General features: G+C 66.3%; 12 protein-coding genes. 2 read left to right on the plus strand and 10 right to left on the minus strand.

All coding sequences use genetic code 11. From position 1 onward, the window contains the following. Positions 1-304: 304 nt before the first annotated feature. From folD to ndk, 10 genes are all read right to left on the minus strand, one after another. Positions 305-1,186, minus strand: coding sequence for a bifunctional methylenetetrahydrofolate dehydrogenase/methenyltetrahydrofolate cyclohydrolase FolD (folD, locus tag ABE483_RS05665; RefSeq protein ID WP_346463082.1), 882 nt, complete (start codon positions 1,184-1,186; stop codon positions 305-307). 137 nt (positions 1,187-1,323) lie between these two features. Further along, positions 1,324-3,150 carry a monovalent cation:proton antiporter-2 (CPA2) family protein gene (locus ABE483_RS05670; RefSeq protein WP_313212314.1) on the minus strand — a complete coding sequence of 609 codons (1,827 nt, stop codon included), beginning with the start codon at positions 3,148-3,150 and terminating at the stop codon, positions 1,324-1,326. A 251-nt stretch (positions 3,151-3,401) separates the two neighbouring features. Continuing rightward, a complete protein-coding gene (gene moeB, locus ABE483_RS05675) occupies positions 3,402-4,541 on the minus strand; it encodes a molybdopterin-synthase adenylyltransferase MoeB (RefSeq protein ID WP_346481317.1) in 1,140 nt (379 codons plus the stop codon). A gap of 137 nt (positions 4,542-4,678) precedes the next feature. Further along, a complete protein-coding gene (gene der, locus ABE483_RS05680) occupies positions 4,679-6,070 on the minus strand; it encodes a ribosome biogenesis GTPase Der (RefSeq protein ID WP_259261070.1) in 1,392 nt (463 codons plus the stop codon). Between the two features lie 12 nt (positions 6,071-6,082). Further along, complete coding sequence (gene bamB / locus ABE483_RS05685) at positions 6,083-7,291, minus strand: outer membrane protein assembly factor BamB (RefSeq protein ID WP_313212316.1); 1,209 nt, start codon at positions 7,289-7,291, stop codon at positions 6,083-6,085. Further along, positions 7,291-7,929, minus strand: a complete 639-nt coding sequence (locus ABE483_RS05690) for a tetratricopeptide repeat protein (protein ID WP_019183086.1) — start codon at positions 7,927-7,929, stop codon at positions 7,291-7,293. Before ABE483_RS05690 ends, bamB begins: the two co-directional genes overlap by 1 nt. A 59-nt stretch (positions 7,930-7,988) precedes the next feature. Beyond that, positions 7,989-8,852 carry a RodZ domain-containing protein gene (locus ABE483_RS05695; RefSeq protein WP_346481318.1) on the minus strand — a complete coding sequence of 288 codons (864 nt, stop codon included), beginning with the start codon at positions 8,850-8,852 and terminating at the stop codon, positions 7,989-7,991. Positions 8,853-8,858: 6 nt separating this feature from the next. Continuing rightward, positions 8,859-9,656 (minus strand): type IV pilus biogenesis/stability protein PilW, encoded by a 798-nt coding sequence (gene pilW / locus ABE483_RS05700; protein WP_346481319.1) that lies wholly within the window; start codon positions 9,654-9,656, stop codon positions 8,859-8,861. Next, complete coding sequence (gene rlmN / locus ABE483_RS05705; RefSeq protein WP_346465208.1) at positions 9,643-10,848, minus strand: 23S rRNA (adenine(2503)-C(2))-methyltransferase RlmN; 1,206 nt, start codon at positions 10,846-10,848, stop codon at positions 9,643-9,645. The genes pilW and rlmN overlap by 14 nt, the downstream gene beginning before the upstream one ends. Before the next feature lie 10 nt (positions 10,849-10,858). After that, a complete protein-coding gene (ndk, locus tag ABE483_RS05710) occupies positions 10,859-11,284 on the minus strand; it encodes a nucleoside-diphosphate kinase (RefSeq protein ID WP_008265389.1) in 426 nt (141 codons plus the stop codon). A gap of 319 nt (positions 11,285-11,603) precedes the next feature. Between ndk and ABE483_RS05715 the strand changes: the two genes are divergently transcribed. Next, on the plus strand, positions 11,604-12,266 hold the full coding sequence (locus ABE483_RS05715; protein WP_313212322.1) for a TetR family transcriptional regulator: 663 nt from the start codon (positions 11,604-11,606) through the stop codon (positions 12,264-12,266). A gap of 44 nt (positions 12,267-12,310) precedes the next feature. Next, a complete protein-coding gene (locus ABE483_RS05720) occupies positions 12,311-14,683 on the plus strand; it encodes a 3-hydroxyacyl-CoA dehydrogenase/enoyl-CoA hydratase family protein (protein WP_346481320.1) in 2,373 nt (790 codons plus the stop codon). The last annotated feature ends 17 nt before the right edge of the window (positions 14,684-14,700 follow it).

Below are 14,700 nucleotides of genomic sequence, written 5' to 3' on the forward strand. Positions count from 1 at the left end.
CATTTTACCCTGATTCGGGCGTCTTTGGCAGGGGGCAGGTGCGACGCTGTGTCGCGCCGACGAACCCGGTAGAGCCGACCGTTGGTCGGCTGCGCCCGGATCGGGTAGAGCCGACCGTTGGTCGGCTGCGCCTGTCGGCGCCGTCTGAGCCCGTAGAGCCGACCGTTGGTCGGCTGCGCCTGGATCGCCCTGCCACCGCGCCAACAGCAGCCGACCAACGGTCGGCTCTACCAGGGGCGGCAGGTGTCGGTCGGCCCGGAAGCGCGGCCGCGGGAGGTGCCGACCGTGGGTCGGCACAGGGCGGTCAGAACGCCTCGGCTGCCTCGATCGTGTTCTGCATCAACGTGGCCACGGTCATCGGCCCTACCCCGCCCGGGACCGGGGTGATCCAGCTGGCGCGCTGGGCGGCGGCCTCAAAGCCGACATCGCCGACCAGGCGGCCATCCTCCAGGCGGTTGATGCCCACGTCGATCACCACGGCGCCCGGCTTGACCCACTCGCCCGGGACGATGCCCGGGCGGCCCACGGCGACCACCAGGATGTCGGCGTTGCGCACCGACTGCTCCAGCACGTCCTTGGGGGTGAACTTGTGGCAGCTGGTCACGGTGCAGCCGGCGATCAGCAGCTCCAGGCCCATCGGGCGGCCGACGTGGTTGCTGACGCCGACGATGGTGGCGTTGCGACCGCGCACCGGCTGGTCGGTATGGCCCAGCAGGGTCACGATGCCGCGCGGCGTGCACGGGCGCAGGCCGAACTCGCGCAGGGCAAGATGGCCGACGTTTTCCGGGTGGAAGCCGTCAACGTCCTTGCGCGGGTCGATGCGGTGGATCAGGCGATTGGCGTCCGGGATGCCCGGCAGCGGCAGCTGCACCAGGATGCCGTGGATCTTCGGATCGGCGTTGAGCTGGTCGATCAACGTCAGCAGCTCGGCCTCGGTGGTGCCGGCCGGCAGATCGTAATCAAAGGCTTCGATGCCCACTTTCTCGGCCGCGCGGCGCTTGTTGCGCACGTACACGGTCGACGCCGGATCGCCACCGACCAGCACCACGGCCAGGCCCGGACGGCTGCCACCGGCAGCCAGGCGGGCGTCCACCCGGACCTTGAGGCTGTCCAGCAGGTCTTCGGCGATGCGGCGGCCGTCGAGAATGCGGGCGGAAGAAGCGGTGTCGGAAGTCGGTGAGCTCATCGAGGGCGGCAGGCGTGGGGGCGACGGTCGGCTATTGTCCCTGATTCGGCCCGCCCCGCCCACCGGTAGTGCCGGCCGCTGGCCGGCACGTGGGATGGGCCCACCTGGGTACCGGCCAGCGGCCGGCACTACCCTGCTTATTCCTCTTCCGGCACCTCGTCCGCGTTGAGCGTGCGCGCTTTGCGCTTGGGCGCGGTGAACGGGGTCGGCGTGGGCACGCCGGGCAGCGCCGTGCCGAACACCATGTGCGCCCCGGCGCGCAGGTCTCCGCCCGCCATCTCCAGCTCGAAGCGTTCCGCATCACGCTCGCGGATCTGCTCGGCGATCTCACGCGCATCGTCCGGATCGGCACCCAGCTCCATCAACGCGGCCTGGCCGAACTGCAGCGCCGACTCGAAGGTCTCGCGGATCTGGAAGTCCACGCCGGCATGGATCAGGCGCAGCGAATGCTCGCGATCGAACGAGCGCACCAGCAGCTTGGCCTGGGGGAACTCGTGGGTGACCAGCTCGACGATGCGATCGGCATCCTGGTCGCTGTTGACGCACACCGCGATCGCACGCGCCGACCCCGCGCCGGACGCATGCAGTACATCCAGCCGGGTACCGTCGCCGTAGTAGATCTTGAACCCGAAGCGCTCGGCGTTGTGGATCATGTCCACGTCGTTGTCGATGATGGTCACATCCACATCGCGCGCCAGCAGCGACTGACTCGCCACCTGGCCGAAGCGACCAAAGCCGATCAGCAGCACGCTGCCGGACAAGCCGTCGGCTTCTTCGACGCCATCGAGCGAGACTTCCCGGTCCGGCATCAGCTTGTCGTGCAGCAGCACGAACAGCGGCGTCAGCGCCATCGAAAGCACCACGATCGCGGTCAGATTGGCGTTGACCTGTACGTCGATCACACCGGCCACCGCCGCGGCGGAGAACAGCACGAAGGCGAACTCGCCGCCCTGCGCCATCACCACGCCACGGTCCAGCGCCTGCCGATGATCACTGCCCAGGATGCGCGCGACCACGTAGATGCAGACCGCCTTGGCCAGCATCAGCGCGAACACGCCGGAGACGATCAGCGGCCAGTTGTTGGCCACGACGGTGAGGTCCAACGCCATCCCGACGCTGAGGAAGAACAAGCCGAGCAGGATGCCGCGGAACGGCTCGATGTCCGCTTCGATCTGGTGGCGGAAGGTGGATTCGCTGAGCAGCACGCCCGCGAGGAACGCGCCCATCGCCATCGACAACCCGCCCAGCTGCATCAGCAGCGCGGCGCCGAGCACGACCAGCAGGGCAGCGGCCGTCATCACCTCGCGCGCCTTGGCGGCGGCGAGGATGCGGAACAACGGATTGAGCAGGAAGCGGCCGACCAGCACCAGGCCGACGATCGCACCGGCAGCGATACCCACGGTGACCCAGCGCGAGCTCTCGCCCGCATCACTGTGCACCGGCGCCATGAACGCGACCACCGCCAGCAGAGGCACGATCAGCAGATCTTCGAACAGCAGGATCGAGACGATCTTCTGGCCGGTCGGCAGCGCGATGTCGCCGCGTTCGGCAAGCAGTTGCATCACCACCGCGGTGGAGGTCAACACGAACCCGGCGGCGCCGATGAAGGCCACCGGCAAGGGGAAGCCGAGCAGCATGCACACGCCGGTCAGCACCGCGCCGCAGACCACGATCTGCAGCGTGCCCAGGCCGAAGATCTCGTTGCGCAGACTCCACAGGTGCGAGGGCCGCATCTCCAGGCCGATCACGAACAGGAACATCACCACGCCGAGCTCGGCGGTATGCAGGATGGCCTGCGGATCGGAGAACCAGCCGAACCCGAACGGGCCGATGGCCAGGCCCGCGGCGAAATAGCCCAGCACCGAGCCCAACCCCAGCCGGCGGAACAGCGGCACCATGACCACTGCCGCGCCCAGCAGAGCGACGACTTTCACCAGTTCACTGGCACCTGCTTCCACCGCCATGCGGTTGTTTCCCCGGACTACACAAGATGGGTCAACGATAGGGCAAAGCGGTGAAGGGCAATAGCGCGGATGATGCGTTTTATCGTGCTGAATTCAGAACGATATTGAATCTGGATGCCACATCGTCCCGAAATCGCCACCGAACCCACCGGTAGAGCCACGCCACGCGTGGCTGCGCTCACCCGGCGGCCCCTCGCCAACGGCATCCACGCATAGCGTCCCGGCGAACCGCATCCACGCATGGCGTGGATCTACGCGCCGCTGCAGAACGCGGCGTAATCGATGTACCCAGGGAACGCGCGCCCGGGCGCGCAGAGCGGACAGGCCGGGTCCGGCCTGAGCCGCGTCTCGCGGAAGCGCATGCCCAGCGCATCGAAGGTCAGCAGGCGTCCGATCAGTGGCTCGCCGATGCCGAGCAGCAGCTTGAGCACTTCGGTGGCCTGCAGCAGACCGACCATGCCCGGCAGCACGCCGAGGACCCCGGCCTCCGAGCAGTTGGGCGCGAACTCGGGCGGCGGCGGCTCCGGGAACAGGCAGCGGTAGCAGGGCGCAGTGCCACGCTGGCGACCGGCATCGAACACACTGACCTGGCCGGTAAAGCGCTCCACCGCGCCATACACCAGCGGGATGCCGTGCTGGAGGCAGGCATCGTTGAGCAGATAACGCAGCGGGAAGTTGTCCGAGCCATCCAGCACCACGTCGACCCCCTCGAGCAGCGCATCGATGTTGTCCGAGGTGACCCGCGCCTGCACGGCCTCCACATCCAGCGAAGGATTGAGCGCGAGCAGGCGCGCGCGGGCGGAGCGCACCTTGGGCTCGCCGACGCTGGCGTCGGTATGGATGATCTGCCGATGCAGGTTGCTGCGATCCACCACGTCGTCGTCGGCGATGCGCAGGTGCCCTACCCCGGCCGCGGCCAGATAGAAGCTGGCCGGGGCGCCCAGACCGCCGGCGCCGAGCACCAGCACGCGCGAGGCGAGCAGCGTCTTCTGGCCCTGGACGCCCACCTGCGGCAACAGCAGATGACGCGAGTACCGTTCGTTGAAATCGCGCTCGGCGTCGCTCTGCATCGGCTGCACCAACGGCAGCCCGTCAGCGCGCCACGCGGACGTGCCGCCGTGGACGGAGGCGACATGCGTATAGCCGAGACCGGCCAGGACGTTCGCGGCCTCCATCGAGCGCTTGCCGCTCTGGCAGATCAGGACGACCTCGCGGTCGATGGCCGGCAGGTGCGTGCCGGGTTCGGCCTGGAGATCGCCCGTGGCGATGCCGAGGGCGCCTTCGGCCATGCCGGTGGCACGCTCGTGCGCCTCTCGGACGTCGATCAGCAGTGCGCCCTGGGCGAGGCGTTCGCGGACCTGCGCAGGGGTGAGTTCGGGGATCGTGCTCATGCGGGGATTATCGCGCACGGGCGCGCCGGCCGCCGGTTTGTCCGGGTTGCCGGCCAGCGGCCGGCACTACCGCTGCGTGCGGCCACTGGCCGGCAGCCCCAAATGAAAAGAGCCGGCTTGCGCCGGCTCTTTCTGCATCACTTGCCCTTGACGTGCTTGATCAAGCGGCGCTTGCGCTTGAGCTGACGTTCGGTGAGCACGTTCTTCTTGCCCTCGTACGGGTTCACACCCTCGCGGAAGATGAACTGCACGGGCGTGCCGACCAGCTTGAAGCGCTTGCGGAAGAAGTTCTCCAGATAGCGCTTGTACGACTCCGGCAGGTCTTTCAGACGGGTGCCGTGGACGATGAAGGTCGGCGGGTTGGAACCGCCCGGATGCACGTAGCGCAGCTTGGACACGTGACCACGGATCGCCGGCGGCGGGTTGGTCTCGTAGGCCGTTTCCAGCGCCTTGTTGACTTCGCTGGTGCTGAACTCATGCGTCGCCGAGGCATGCGCGGCGTGGATGCAGCGGAACAGCTCACGCAGGCCCGAGCCGTGCTTGGCCGAGATGCGCACCACTTCGGCCCACGGCACGAAGCCGAGCTTGCGCGACACCAGTGCTTCAGCCTGCTCGCGCTGGTAATCGGTCAGGCCATCCCACTTGTTGATCGCCACCACCAAGGCACGGCCGGCATCGAGCACCGCACCCAGCACGCTGGCGTCCTGATCGGTGACACCTTCAGAGGCATCGAGCATCAGCACCGCGACCTGGCACTGCTCGATGGCCTGAAGGGTCTTGATGACGCTGAACTTCTCGACCACTTCCTCGACGCGCGCCTTGCGACGCAGGCCCGCGGTATCGATCAGGCGGTACTCGCGCCCGTCACGCTCCATGTCCACCGCGATCGAATCACGGGTGGTACCGGGCACTTCGGAGGCGATCATGCGCTCTTCGCCGAGCAGACGATTGACCAGCGTCGACTTGCCCACGTTGGGGCGGCCGACGAAGGCGATGCGAATGCGGTTCGGATCGGTGTCCAGGGTCTCGGTGGTGCCCTCTTCCGGCAACCGTTCCACGACCTCGTCCAGCAGATCATCCAGGCCCTGACGGTGCGCGGCCGAGACGGTCAGCATTTCGCTGAAGCCGTAACGGGCAAACTCCGAACGCACGGTGTCTTCGTTCATGCCGTCGATCTTGTTGATCAGCAGCAGGGTCGGACGGGCCAGTTTGCGCAGCCAGGACAGGATCTCGTCGTCCATCGGGCCCTCACGGGCATCGACCACGAACAGGATCAGGTCCGCCTCGGCGGCGGCGGCGCGGGCCTGGCGGGCAGTAGCGCCGGCCAGACCTTCTTCTTCACCGGCGATACCGCCGGTATCGACCACCAGGAACGGGTGGTCTTCATCAAGACGACAAACACCGTAATTACGGTCCCGGGTCACGCCGGGCTGGTCATGGACCAGCGCGTCGCGCGTACGGGTAAACGCATTGAACAGCGTGGACTTGCCGACATTCGGCCGTCCAACCAGGGCGACCAAGGGCAGCATCGCGGTAACTCCTTATTGTGCCAACCGGAACGCGGTCAGCTTTCCATCAACGTTCTGCACCAGCAGAATCCCATCGGCAGCTACCGGCTGTGCCAGGAGGGCGTCGCCGCCACTCTTGGCGCGCGCCGCGAACTCACCGTTATCGGTCCGCAACCAGTGCAGATACCCCTTGTAATCACCGACCACAACGTAATCGCCGTGGATGACCGGACCGGTCAGCGAACGACGGGCCAGGCCCGTCTGCGACCACATGGCCGAACCGCTGGCCTTGTCCAGGCCGAACACGCCGCCCTTGTTGTCGGTGACGAACACATTGCTCGAGGTCAGGGCCACGCCACCGGCGCCACCATGATCACGTGCCCACAGCGGACGGCCGGTCGGGCCTTCGATCGCCATGGTCTGGTTCTTGAAACTGCTGACGAACAGCGTATTGCCTTCCAGCACCGGGGCGCCATCGATATCGGCCATGCGCTCCAGCTCGGTACGGCCTTCGCCGGTGCCGACCATCTGGTCCCACAGCGTGCGGCCGTCCTGCATGGCCAGCGCGGCGATGGAACCGTCGTCGTTACCGATGAACAGCACGCCCGGGCCGGCGACGACCGGCGCGTTGCCACGCACGGTCAGTGCCGGCAGCTCGCGCGGGTTGAACCAGCGCTGGGTGCCATTTTCGGCATCCAGGCCGGTCACGCGACCGTCGTTGCTGCGCACGAACACCATGCCCTGGCCCACGGCCGGCGCGGAGATCACTTCACCCGGCACCTTGGCACGCCACTTCTCAGTGCCGTCGGCCGCGTTCAACGCGATGACTTCGCCATCCAGGGTGCCGATGACGACCAGGCCGTCACCCACGCCCGGGCCACCGGACAGACGCAGCTTGGGCTGCTTCTTCACCTTGGCCGGTTCATAGGTCCAGATCTTCTTGCCGGTCTGCAGGTCGATGGCATGCACGCCACCGTAGATGGCGGCCGCGTACACGCGACCATCGGCGACCACCGGGCCCTGACGGACGCCGATGCGCTTCTCACCCTTGCCGACGTTGGCCGTCCAGATCTTGTCGACCTTGGCGGTGGCATCGAACTTGACCAGCTCGGCCGGCTCCAGCGCCTTCTTGGCCGCCGCATCTTTGCCGGCGAACCAGCCCTTCATCGTGCTGCAGCCGGTCAGGGCCATGCCCAACAGGGCAACCGTGGCAACGCGCTTGATCATGACCATCTGATTCATTACACCGACTCCGCAGGATCGGTGACGGTGCCACCGGCATCCGTCAACTTGGTTTCCAGCAGGCGCCGCTGGGGCGCTGCCACGTCCAGCGTCTTGAGCGCCTTCTCATACTGCTCGCGGGCGGCATCACGCTTGCCCTGCGCCATCAGTGCGTCGCCATGGATTTCCAGGCTGGCGCTGTCGGTTGCGGTGCCGAGCTGCTTGATCGCATCCTCGGTCTTGCCGGTGGCCACCAGCAGGCGCGCAACGCGCTGCTCGATCACCGGCTTGAATTCGGGGTCGGCCTTGATCGCGCGCAGGGTCGCCAGCGCGTCTTCGTTCTTGCCGGCATCGACCTGGGCCTTGGCCAGCTGCAGTGCGGCCAGATCGGCATAGATGTTGGCCTTGCCGCTTTCCAGGTCCTTCACACCTTTGGCGGCCTGCTCCAGATCCTTTTCTTCCAGGCTCTTGAGGACGATCTGGTATTGGACGTTGGCGCCGGCCAGGCTGTTGCTGTGCCGGGTCTGCCACTCTTTCCAGCCCCATATGCCACCAATCGCGATGGCTACGCCAGCGAGGATGCTGACACCGTTCTTCCGCAGCCAGCCGCGGACGCGTTCACTTTGTTCGTGCTCGTCGAGCAGGTCGTCGATCGCCATGCGTACTCTCGCCCCGCCCATGAGGAGGAGCTATTTGAATTGGATTGGGGAAACGCGGTTCAGTGCGAAACTGGGACCACGGAGCCGTCAGAGGATACCGTAAAGCGTGCCACGTTGGCTCGCTGGTACGGCGAAAGGTCGACGATAGTGCCGGCCTGCTGAACCTCGACCGCCGATGCATTGCCCAGCACCATGCGGGCCACCTGGCCTGGCGCGAAGCTTCGGGTCTCGCCCGACTTGATCAGGGCCTTTTCGACGGTGGTGCCGTCGGGCCCGGAAATATCCACCCAGCTGTCGCCTTTGAACTGCAGGCTCAGGGCGCCGGCCTGCGATGCCGGCGCAGCGGCCGGACGCGGAACCGGGGTCAGCGATGCCAGATACGGCGCCGCCGGTGCCGAAGGCTTGGCCGCTTCGACCGCCACCGGTGCGGCCGGGTCCGGGGTGTCGCCACCGGCCACCGGTACCGCCGCCGGGATCACATCCAGCGAGGCGGTGTTCGGGGTGGTCGCCGTGCCATCGAAATGGCCGCGGGTGGCGAACCAGACCGGCACGGCCAGAACGGCGGTGATGCCGACATACAGGACACGACGCCCCAGGCTCTCGGCAATGCGCCGGGCCCGCGGGGTATGGGTGTGGCTGACCAGCTGCGGCGGCACGATCGGCCCGATATGCGCCTGCTCGAGGATCTCGCCGATGTCCACCTTGAGCAGGCGGGCATAACTGCGCAGCTGGCCGCGGACGAAGACCGGCGCGCCGAGACGCTGCCACTGTTCTTCTTCGAGGGACTTGAGTACCTGAACCGGCATATGCAGCCGCTGCCCCACCGCCTCCAGGGTCAGTCCGGCCGCTTCCCGGGCCTGGCGAAGACGAGCTCCGCAACCGGCCGCAGTATCAAAAGCGTTCACAGTCTGGTCATCAATCACAATGCTTCAACCCCGGGGATTAGGTGCCGCATCCTGCGGAAATTCGTCATGAATTCGCTGCAGATAGCGACCGGATGCCACGCTGTCGCCAAGCCGCGCCTCGATTTGAGAGGCAAGTTGTAACACGGAACGTGTGGCCGGTGCAGCCGTCAAACGCCGTTGCGAAAAGGCCCGGGCCTCGAAATAGCGCCCTTGGGCGTACTCGTTGCGGGCCATCGACTCCAGCGCATAGGCATTGACGGGATCTATCTCAAGCGCCCGTCGCAGGTCCGGCACGGCCCGTTCGGGCTGGCCTGCGTCCAGCGCACAGCCACCGGCATTGGCCAGGGCGGACGCCGGCGTGGTGTAGCCCGGGGTCTGCAGCGCCCGGTCGAACCAGACCAGCGACTCGGCCGGCCGGCCATGAGCACATAGCCACGCGCCATAATTGTTGAGGACGTCGCCGCGCTCCGGGCCCAGCTCAGCGGCCTTGGCGTACAGCTGGCCGGCCTCGGCCTCGTTGCCGCGCTGGGCGGCGATGGCCGCCAGCAGCATATAGGCCTCGGGACGCCGCGCATCGATCTTCATGGCCGCCCGCACCCGCTTCTCGGCGGCATCCGGGGCACCTGCGCGCAGCGATTCGCCAGCCAGGACCATCTGGTCCTGGTAGTTCACGCGCTTGCGGATCTCAGGGTTGTCCCGGGCCTCATAGGTCGGCGCGACCTCAAGGGGCCCGGACGGCGGTTTGATGCCTTGCTTGCCACAGCCGACCACTGCCAGCGCGAGGAAAACAACGGCTGGCAATCGGCAATCAGGCAGCCGCATCCCGGCCTTTCCCGTCCTGCAGCGTTTTATTGAACTCGGCCTGGCGGCGCGTGCGATCCATGACCTGGCCCTTGAGCTGGCCGCAGGCGGCATCGATGTCGTCGCCACGGGTGCGTCGCACCATCGTCAGCACCTTCGCATCGAGCAGGATCTTCTGGAAGGCGCGGATGTCGGTTTCGCCGGAGCGCTCATAGCGCGTGCCCGGGAATGGATTGAACGGAATCAGGTTGACCTTGCCCGAGTTCGAGGCCTGTACGGCGTTGTCGAACTGGCGCATCAGCCGCGCCAGCTGGCGGGCGTGCTCGGGCTGGTCATTGATGCCCTTCATCAGGGTGTATTCGAAGGTGACCGATTCGCGGCGCTTGTTGGCGCGCAGGTAACGTGCGCACGAGGCCATCAGCTCGACGATCGGGTACTTCTTGTTGAGCGGGACCAGGGTCTCGCGCAGTGCATCGTTGGGCGCATGCAGCGACACCGCCAGCGACACGTCACTCTCGGTGGAGAGGCGGTCGATCTGCGGCACCAGGCCGGAGGTGGACAGCGTCACGCGCTTGTTGGCCAGGCCATAGCCCAGATCGTCGCGCATCACGCTCATGGCGCGCACGACGTTGTCGAAATTCATCAACGGCTCGCCCATGCCCATCATCACCACATTGGTGAGACGACGCTGCTTGTGCGGGATGTTGCCCAGATGGCGCGCCGCGACCCACACCTGGCCGATGATCTCGGCGGTGGACAGGTTGCGGTTGAAGCCCTGGGTGGCGGTCGAACAGAAGGTGCAGTTCAGCGCGCAGCCGACCTGCGACGATACGCACAGCGTGCCGCGGTTCTTGTCCGGGATGTAGACCGCTTCAATCGCGTTCTTGCCGTCGGTGCCCATGGCCAGCAGCCACTTGTGGGTGCCATCGGCGGAGGGCTTGTCGAACACGATGTTCGGAACCAGCACCTCGGCATGCTGCTTGAGCTTGGCGCGCAACGCCTTGCCGAGGTCGGTCATGTCATCGAAATCGGTGACGTAGTGATGGTGGATCCACTTCATCACCTGGTGGGCACGGTAGCGCGCTTCGCCGAGTGTCTCGGCGAAGAAGCGCTCCAGACCCTCGCGATCGAGGTCGAGCAGGTTCTGCTTGGCCACAGCCGGGCTCGAGACGAGCACGGATGGGATGGCGGTTGGCTGTACGACCTCGTTCACGGCATCACTCTCAGCGCGAGACGACTTCAGTCGCGGCGAAGAAGTAGGCGATTTCGATCGCGGCATTCTCAACCGAGTCCGAGCCGTGGGCGGCATTGGCATCGATGGATTCAGCGAAGTCGGCGCGGATGGTGCCTGCGGCGGCTTCCTTCGGGTTGGTGGCGCCCAGCAGGTCGCGGTGGGCCAGCACGGCGTTCTCGCCTTCCAGCGCCTGGATCATCACCGGGCCGGAGATCATGAACTCGACCAGCGCGTTGAAGAACGGACGCTCGCGGTGCACGGCGTAGAAGCCTTCGGCTTCACGGCGCGACAGCTGCTTGTACTTGGCGGCGACGACCTTCAGGCCGGCCTTTTCAAAGCGGGCGTAGATTTCGCCGATGACGTTCTTGGCGACGGCGTCCGGCTTGATGATGGAAAGGGTGCGCTCCAGCGCCATGGGAATACTCCGTTGGGCGGGCCACTTGATCGGCCCGAGGTTAACATGAAAAAAACCCGCGTCAAAACGCGGGCTTAGCCTGATATACGTGCGCCAATTCTAACGTGTCCTCCCCATCTCCGGTAGTGCCACGCCTTGCGTGGCAGGCTTGGACCGCATGGGATCGCTCGCCCCGTTCAGGGAATGAAGGGTTGCCGGCCAGCGGCCGGCACTACCCGGGGGCGGATGAACGGACGCCCATTTCTGCTGCGCCGCACAATGCGATGCCGCAGCCGCAGGTCTAATATCAAACAATCGTTTGATTGAACTGCCCTGCCCCATGGCCAAACCTGCCCACTTCTCCACCAAGGACCGCATCCTCGGCGCCGCTGAAGAACTGTTCGCCCTGCACGGGTTCGCGGGCACCTCGCTGCGCCAGGTCACCAGCCAGGCCGATGTGAACATCGCCGCGGTCAACTACCACTTCGGCTCCAAGGAGAACCTCGTCAACGAGGTCTTCCGCCGCCGCATGGACGAGATGACCTCGGCCCGCCTGGCCCAGCTGGAGGCTGCACGCCGTGAGCACCCCGGCGCGCTGCGCCCGGTGCTGGCCGCCTTCGTCGAGCCGGCGCTGGCGATGGCCCAGGACCGCCAGACCGGCGGCGCGTTCGTGCGGGTCATCGCCCGCGCCTACGCAGAAAAAAACGACAACCTGCGCAAGTTCCTGTCCGACCACTACGGCCACGTCCTGCGCGACTTCGGCAAGGCGATCTCCGCCTGCGTGCCGGAGCTGAGCAAGGAGGAGCTGTACTGGCGCCTGGATTTCCTCGCCGGCTCGCTGACTTACGCGATGGCCGACTTCGGCCTGATCAAGCGACCCGCCGGTGTCACCGAAGCGGCGCATCGTGCCCATGCCGCCCAGGAACTGATTCATTTCGCCGAAGCCGGATTCCGCGCCAGCGCGGCCTCGAGCGCTTCGACGACCTCCCTTTCCACCCCGTAGAGCCGGGCGTTGACCGGCTTCCAGACAACCAAAGGCTTATCGACATGTCCAATTCCCTGCTAGTCCGCCGTGCCGCCGTGCTGGGTGCCGGCGTCATGGGTGCCCAGATCGCCGCCCACCTGACCAACGCCGGCGTCGACACGGTGCTGTTCGACCTGCCCGCCAAGGAAGGTCCGGCCGATGGCATCGTGCTCAAGGCGATTGCCAACCTGGGCAAGCTCAGCCCTGCCCCGCTCGCCAGCAAGTCCTACGCCGAGGCGATCACGCCGGCCAACTACGAAACCGGCCTGGAGCAGTTGAAGGACTGCGACCTGATCATCGAGGCCATCGCCGAACGGATGGACTGGAAGCAGGACCTGTACAAGAAGATCGCCCCGTTCGTGGCCGATCACGCCGTGCTGGCTTCCAACACCTCGGGCCTGGGCATCAACAAGCTCGCCGACGTACTGCCAGAACAGCTGCGCCACCGCTTCTGCGGTGTGCATTTCTTCAACCCGCCGCGCTACATGCACCTGGCCGAGCTGATCCCGGCGACCACCACCGACGCCGCCGTGCTGGAAGGCCTGGAAGCGTTCCTGGTCACCACCCTGGGCAAGGGCGTGGTGTACGCCAAGGACACCCCGAACTTCATCGGCAACCGCATCGGCGTGTTCTCGATCCTGTCCACCATCCACCATACCCAGGAATTCGGACTGGGCTTCGATGAAGTGGACGGCCTGACCGGCCCGCTGGTCGGCCGCCCGAAGTCCGCCACCTACCGCACCTCCGACGTGGTCGGCCTGGACACCATGGCCCACGTGATCAAGACCATGGGCGACACCCTGCCCAACGATCCGTGGCATGAATTCTTCAAGTCGCCGAAGTGGCTGGACGCGCTGATTTCCAAGGGCGCGCTCGGCCAGAAGACCGGTGCCGGCATCTTCCGCAAGGTCGGCAAGGACATCGTGGTGCTGGACCTGGAGAAGCAGGACTACCGCCCCGCCGACCGCACCGCCGCACCGGAAGTGGTCGAGATCCTGAAGATCAAGAACCCGGCCGAGAAGTTCGCCAAGCTGCGCGAAAGCCAGCACCCGCAGGCGCAGTTCCTGTGGGCGACCTTCCGCGACCTGTTCCACTACAGCGCCTACCACCTGGCCGACATCGCCGAAACCGCGCGCGACGTCGATCTGGCCATCCGCTGGGGCTACGGCTGGTCGCTCGGCCCGTTCGAAACCTGGCAGGCCGCCGGCTGGAAGCAGGTCGCGCAGTGGATCGCCGATGACATCGTGGCCGGCAAGAGCATGAGCAGCGCACCGCTGCCCGATTGGGTGTTCGACGGCCGCGACGGCGTGCACGCCGCCGAAGGCAGCTACAGCCCATCGCGCAATGCCAAGCTGCCGCGTTCGGCGCTGCCGGTGTACCAGCGCCAGCGCTTCCCGGATCCGCTGCTGGGCGAGACCTTCAGCCCGGGCGAAACCGTGTTCGAGAACGACGGCGTGCGCATGTGGCACGACGGCGACGGCATCGCGGTGGTCAGCTTCAAGACCAAGATGAACACCGTGTCCGACCACGTGCTCAACGGCCTGCAGGAAGCGATCAAGCGCGCCGAGCAGGACTACAAGGGCCTGGTGATCTGGCAGCAGAAGGAACCCTTCTCCGCCGGCGCCGATCTGTCCGGTGCGCTCGGCCTGCTGCAGGCCGGCAAGGTGGACCAGTTCGAAGAGATGGTGCACAACTTCCAGCGCACCAGCCAGGCGATCAAGTATTCGCTGGTGCCGGTGGTGACCGCGGTGCGCGGCCTGGCCTTGGGCGGTGGCTGCGAGTTCCAGATGCACAGCGCCAAGAGCGTGGCTGCGCTGGAAAGCTACATCGGTCTGGTTGAAGCGGGCGTGGGTCTGCTGCCGGCCGGTGGTGGCCTGAAGGAACTGGCCGTGCGCGCCTCGCAGGCCGCCGGTCCAGGCGGTGACGTGTTCGCCGAGCTGAAGAAGACCTTCGAAACCGTCGCGATGGCCAAGGTCTCCAACTCGGCGGTCAACGCCAAGGAACTGGGCCTGATGCGCGCGACCGACAAGGTGGCGTTCAACAGCTTCGAGACGCTGCACATCGCCAAGGCCGAAGTGCTGGCGCTGGCCGAAGGTGGCTACCGTCCGCCGATGCCGGCCCGCCGCATCCAGGTCGCCGGTGACGTCGGCATCGCCACGTTCAAGATGATGCTGGTCAACATGCTGGAAGGCCGCTTCATCAGCCCGTACGACTACGAGATCGCCGTGCGCATCGCCACCGTGCTGTGCGGTGGCGAAGTGGATCGCGGCACGCTGGTGGACGAAGAGTGGCTGCTGACGCTGGAGCGCAAGCACTTCGTCGAACTGGCCCAGCAGGAAAAGACCCAGGCCCGCATCGCGCACATGCTCAAGACCGGCAAGCCGCTGCGCAACTGACCCTTTTAGAGAGATCA

The sequence above is a fragment of the Stenotrophomonas sp. TWI602 genome (assembly GCF_039674045.1).
In the GTDB taxonomy this organism is placed as follows: Bacteria; Pseudomonadota; Gammaproteobacteria; order Xanthomonadales; family Xanthomonadaceae; genus Stenotrophomonas.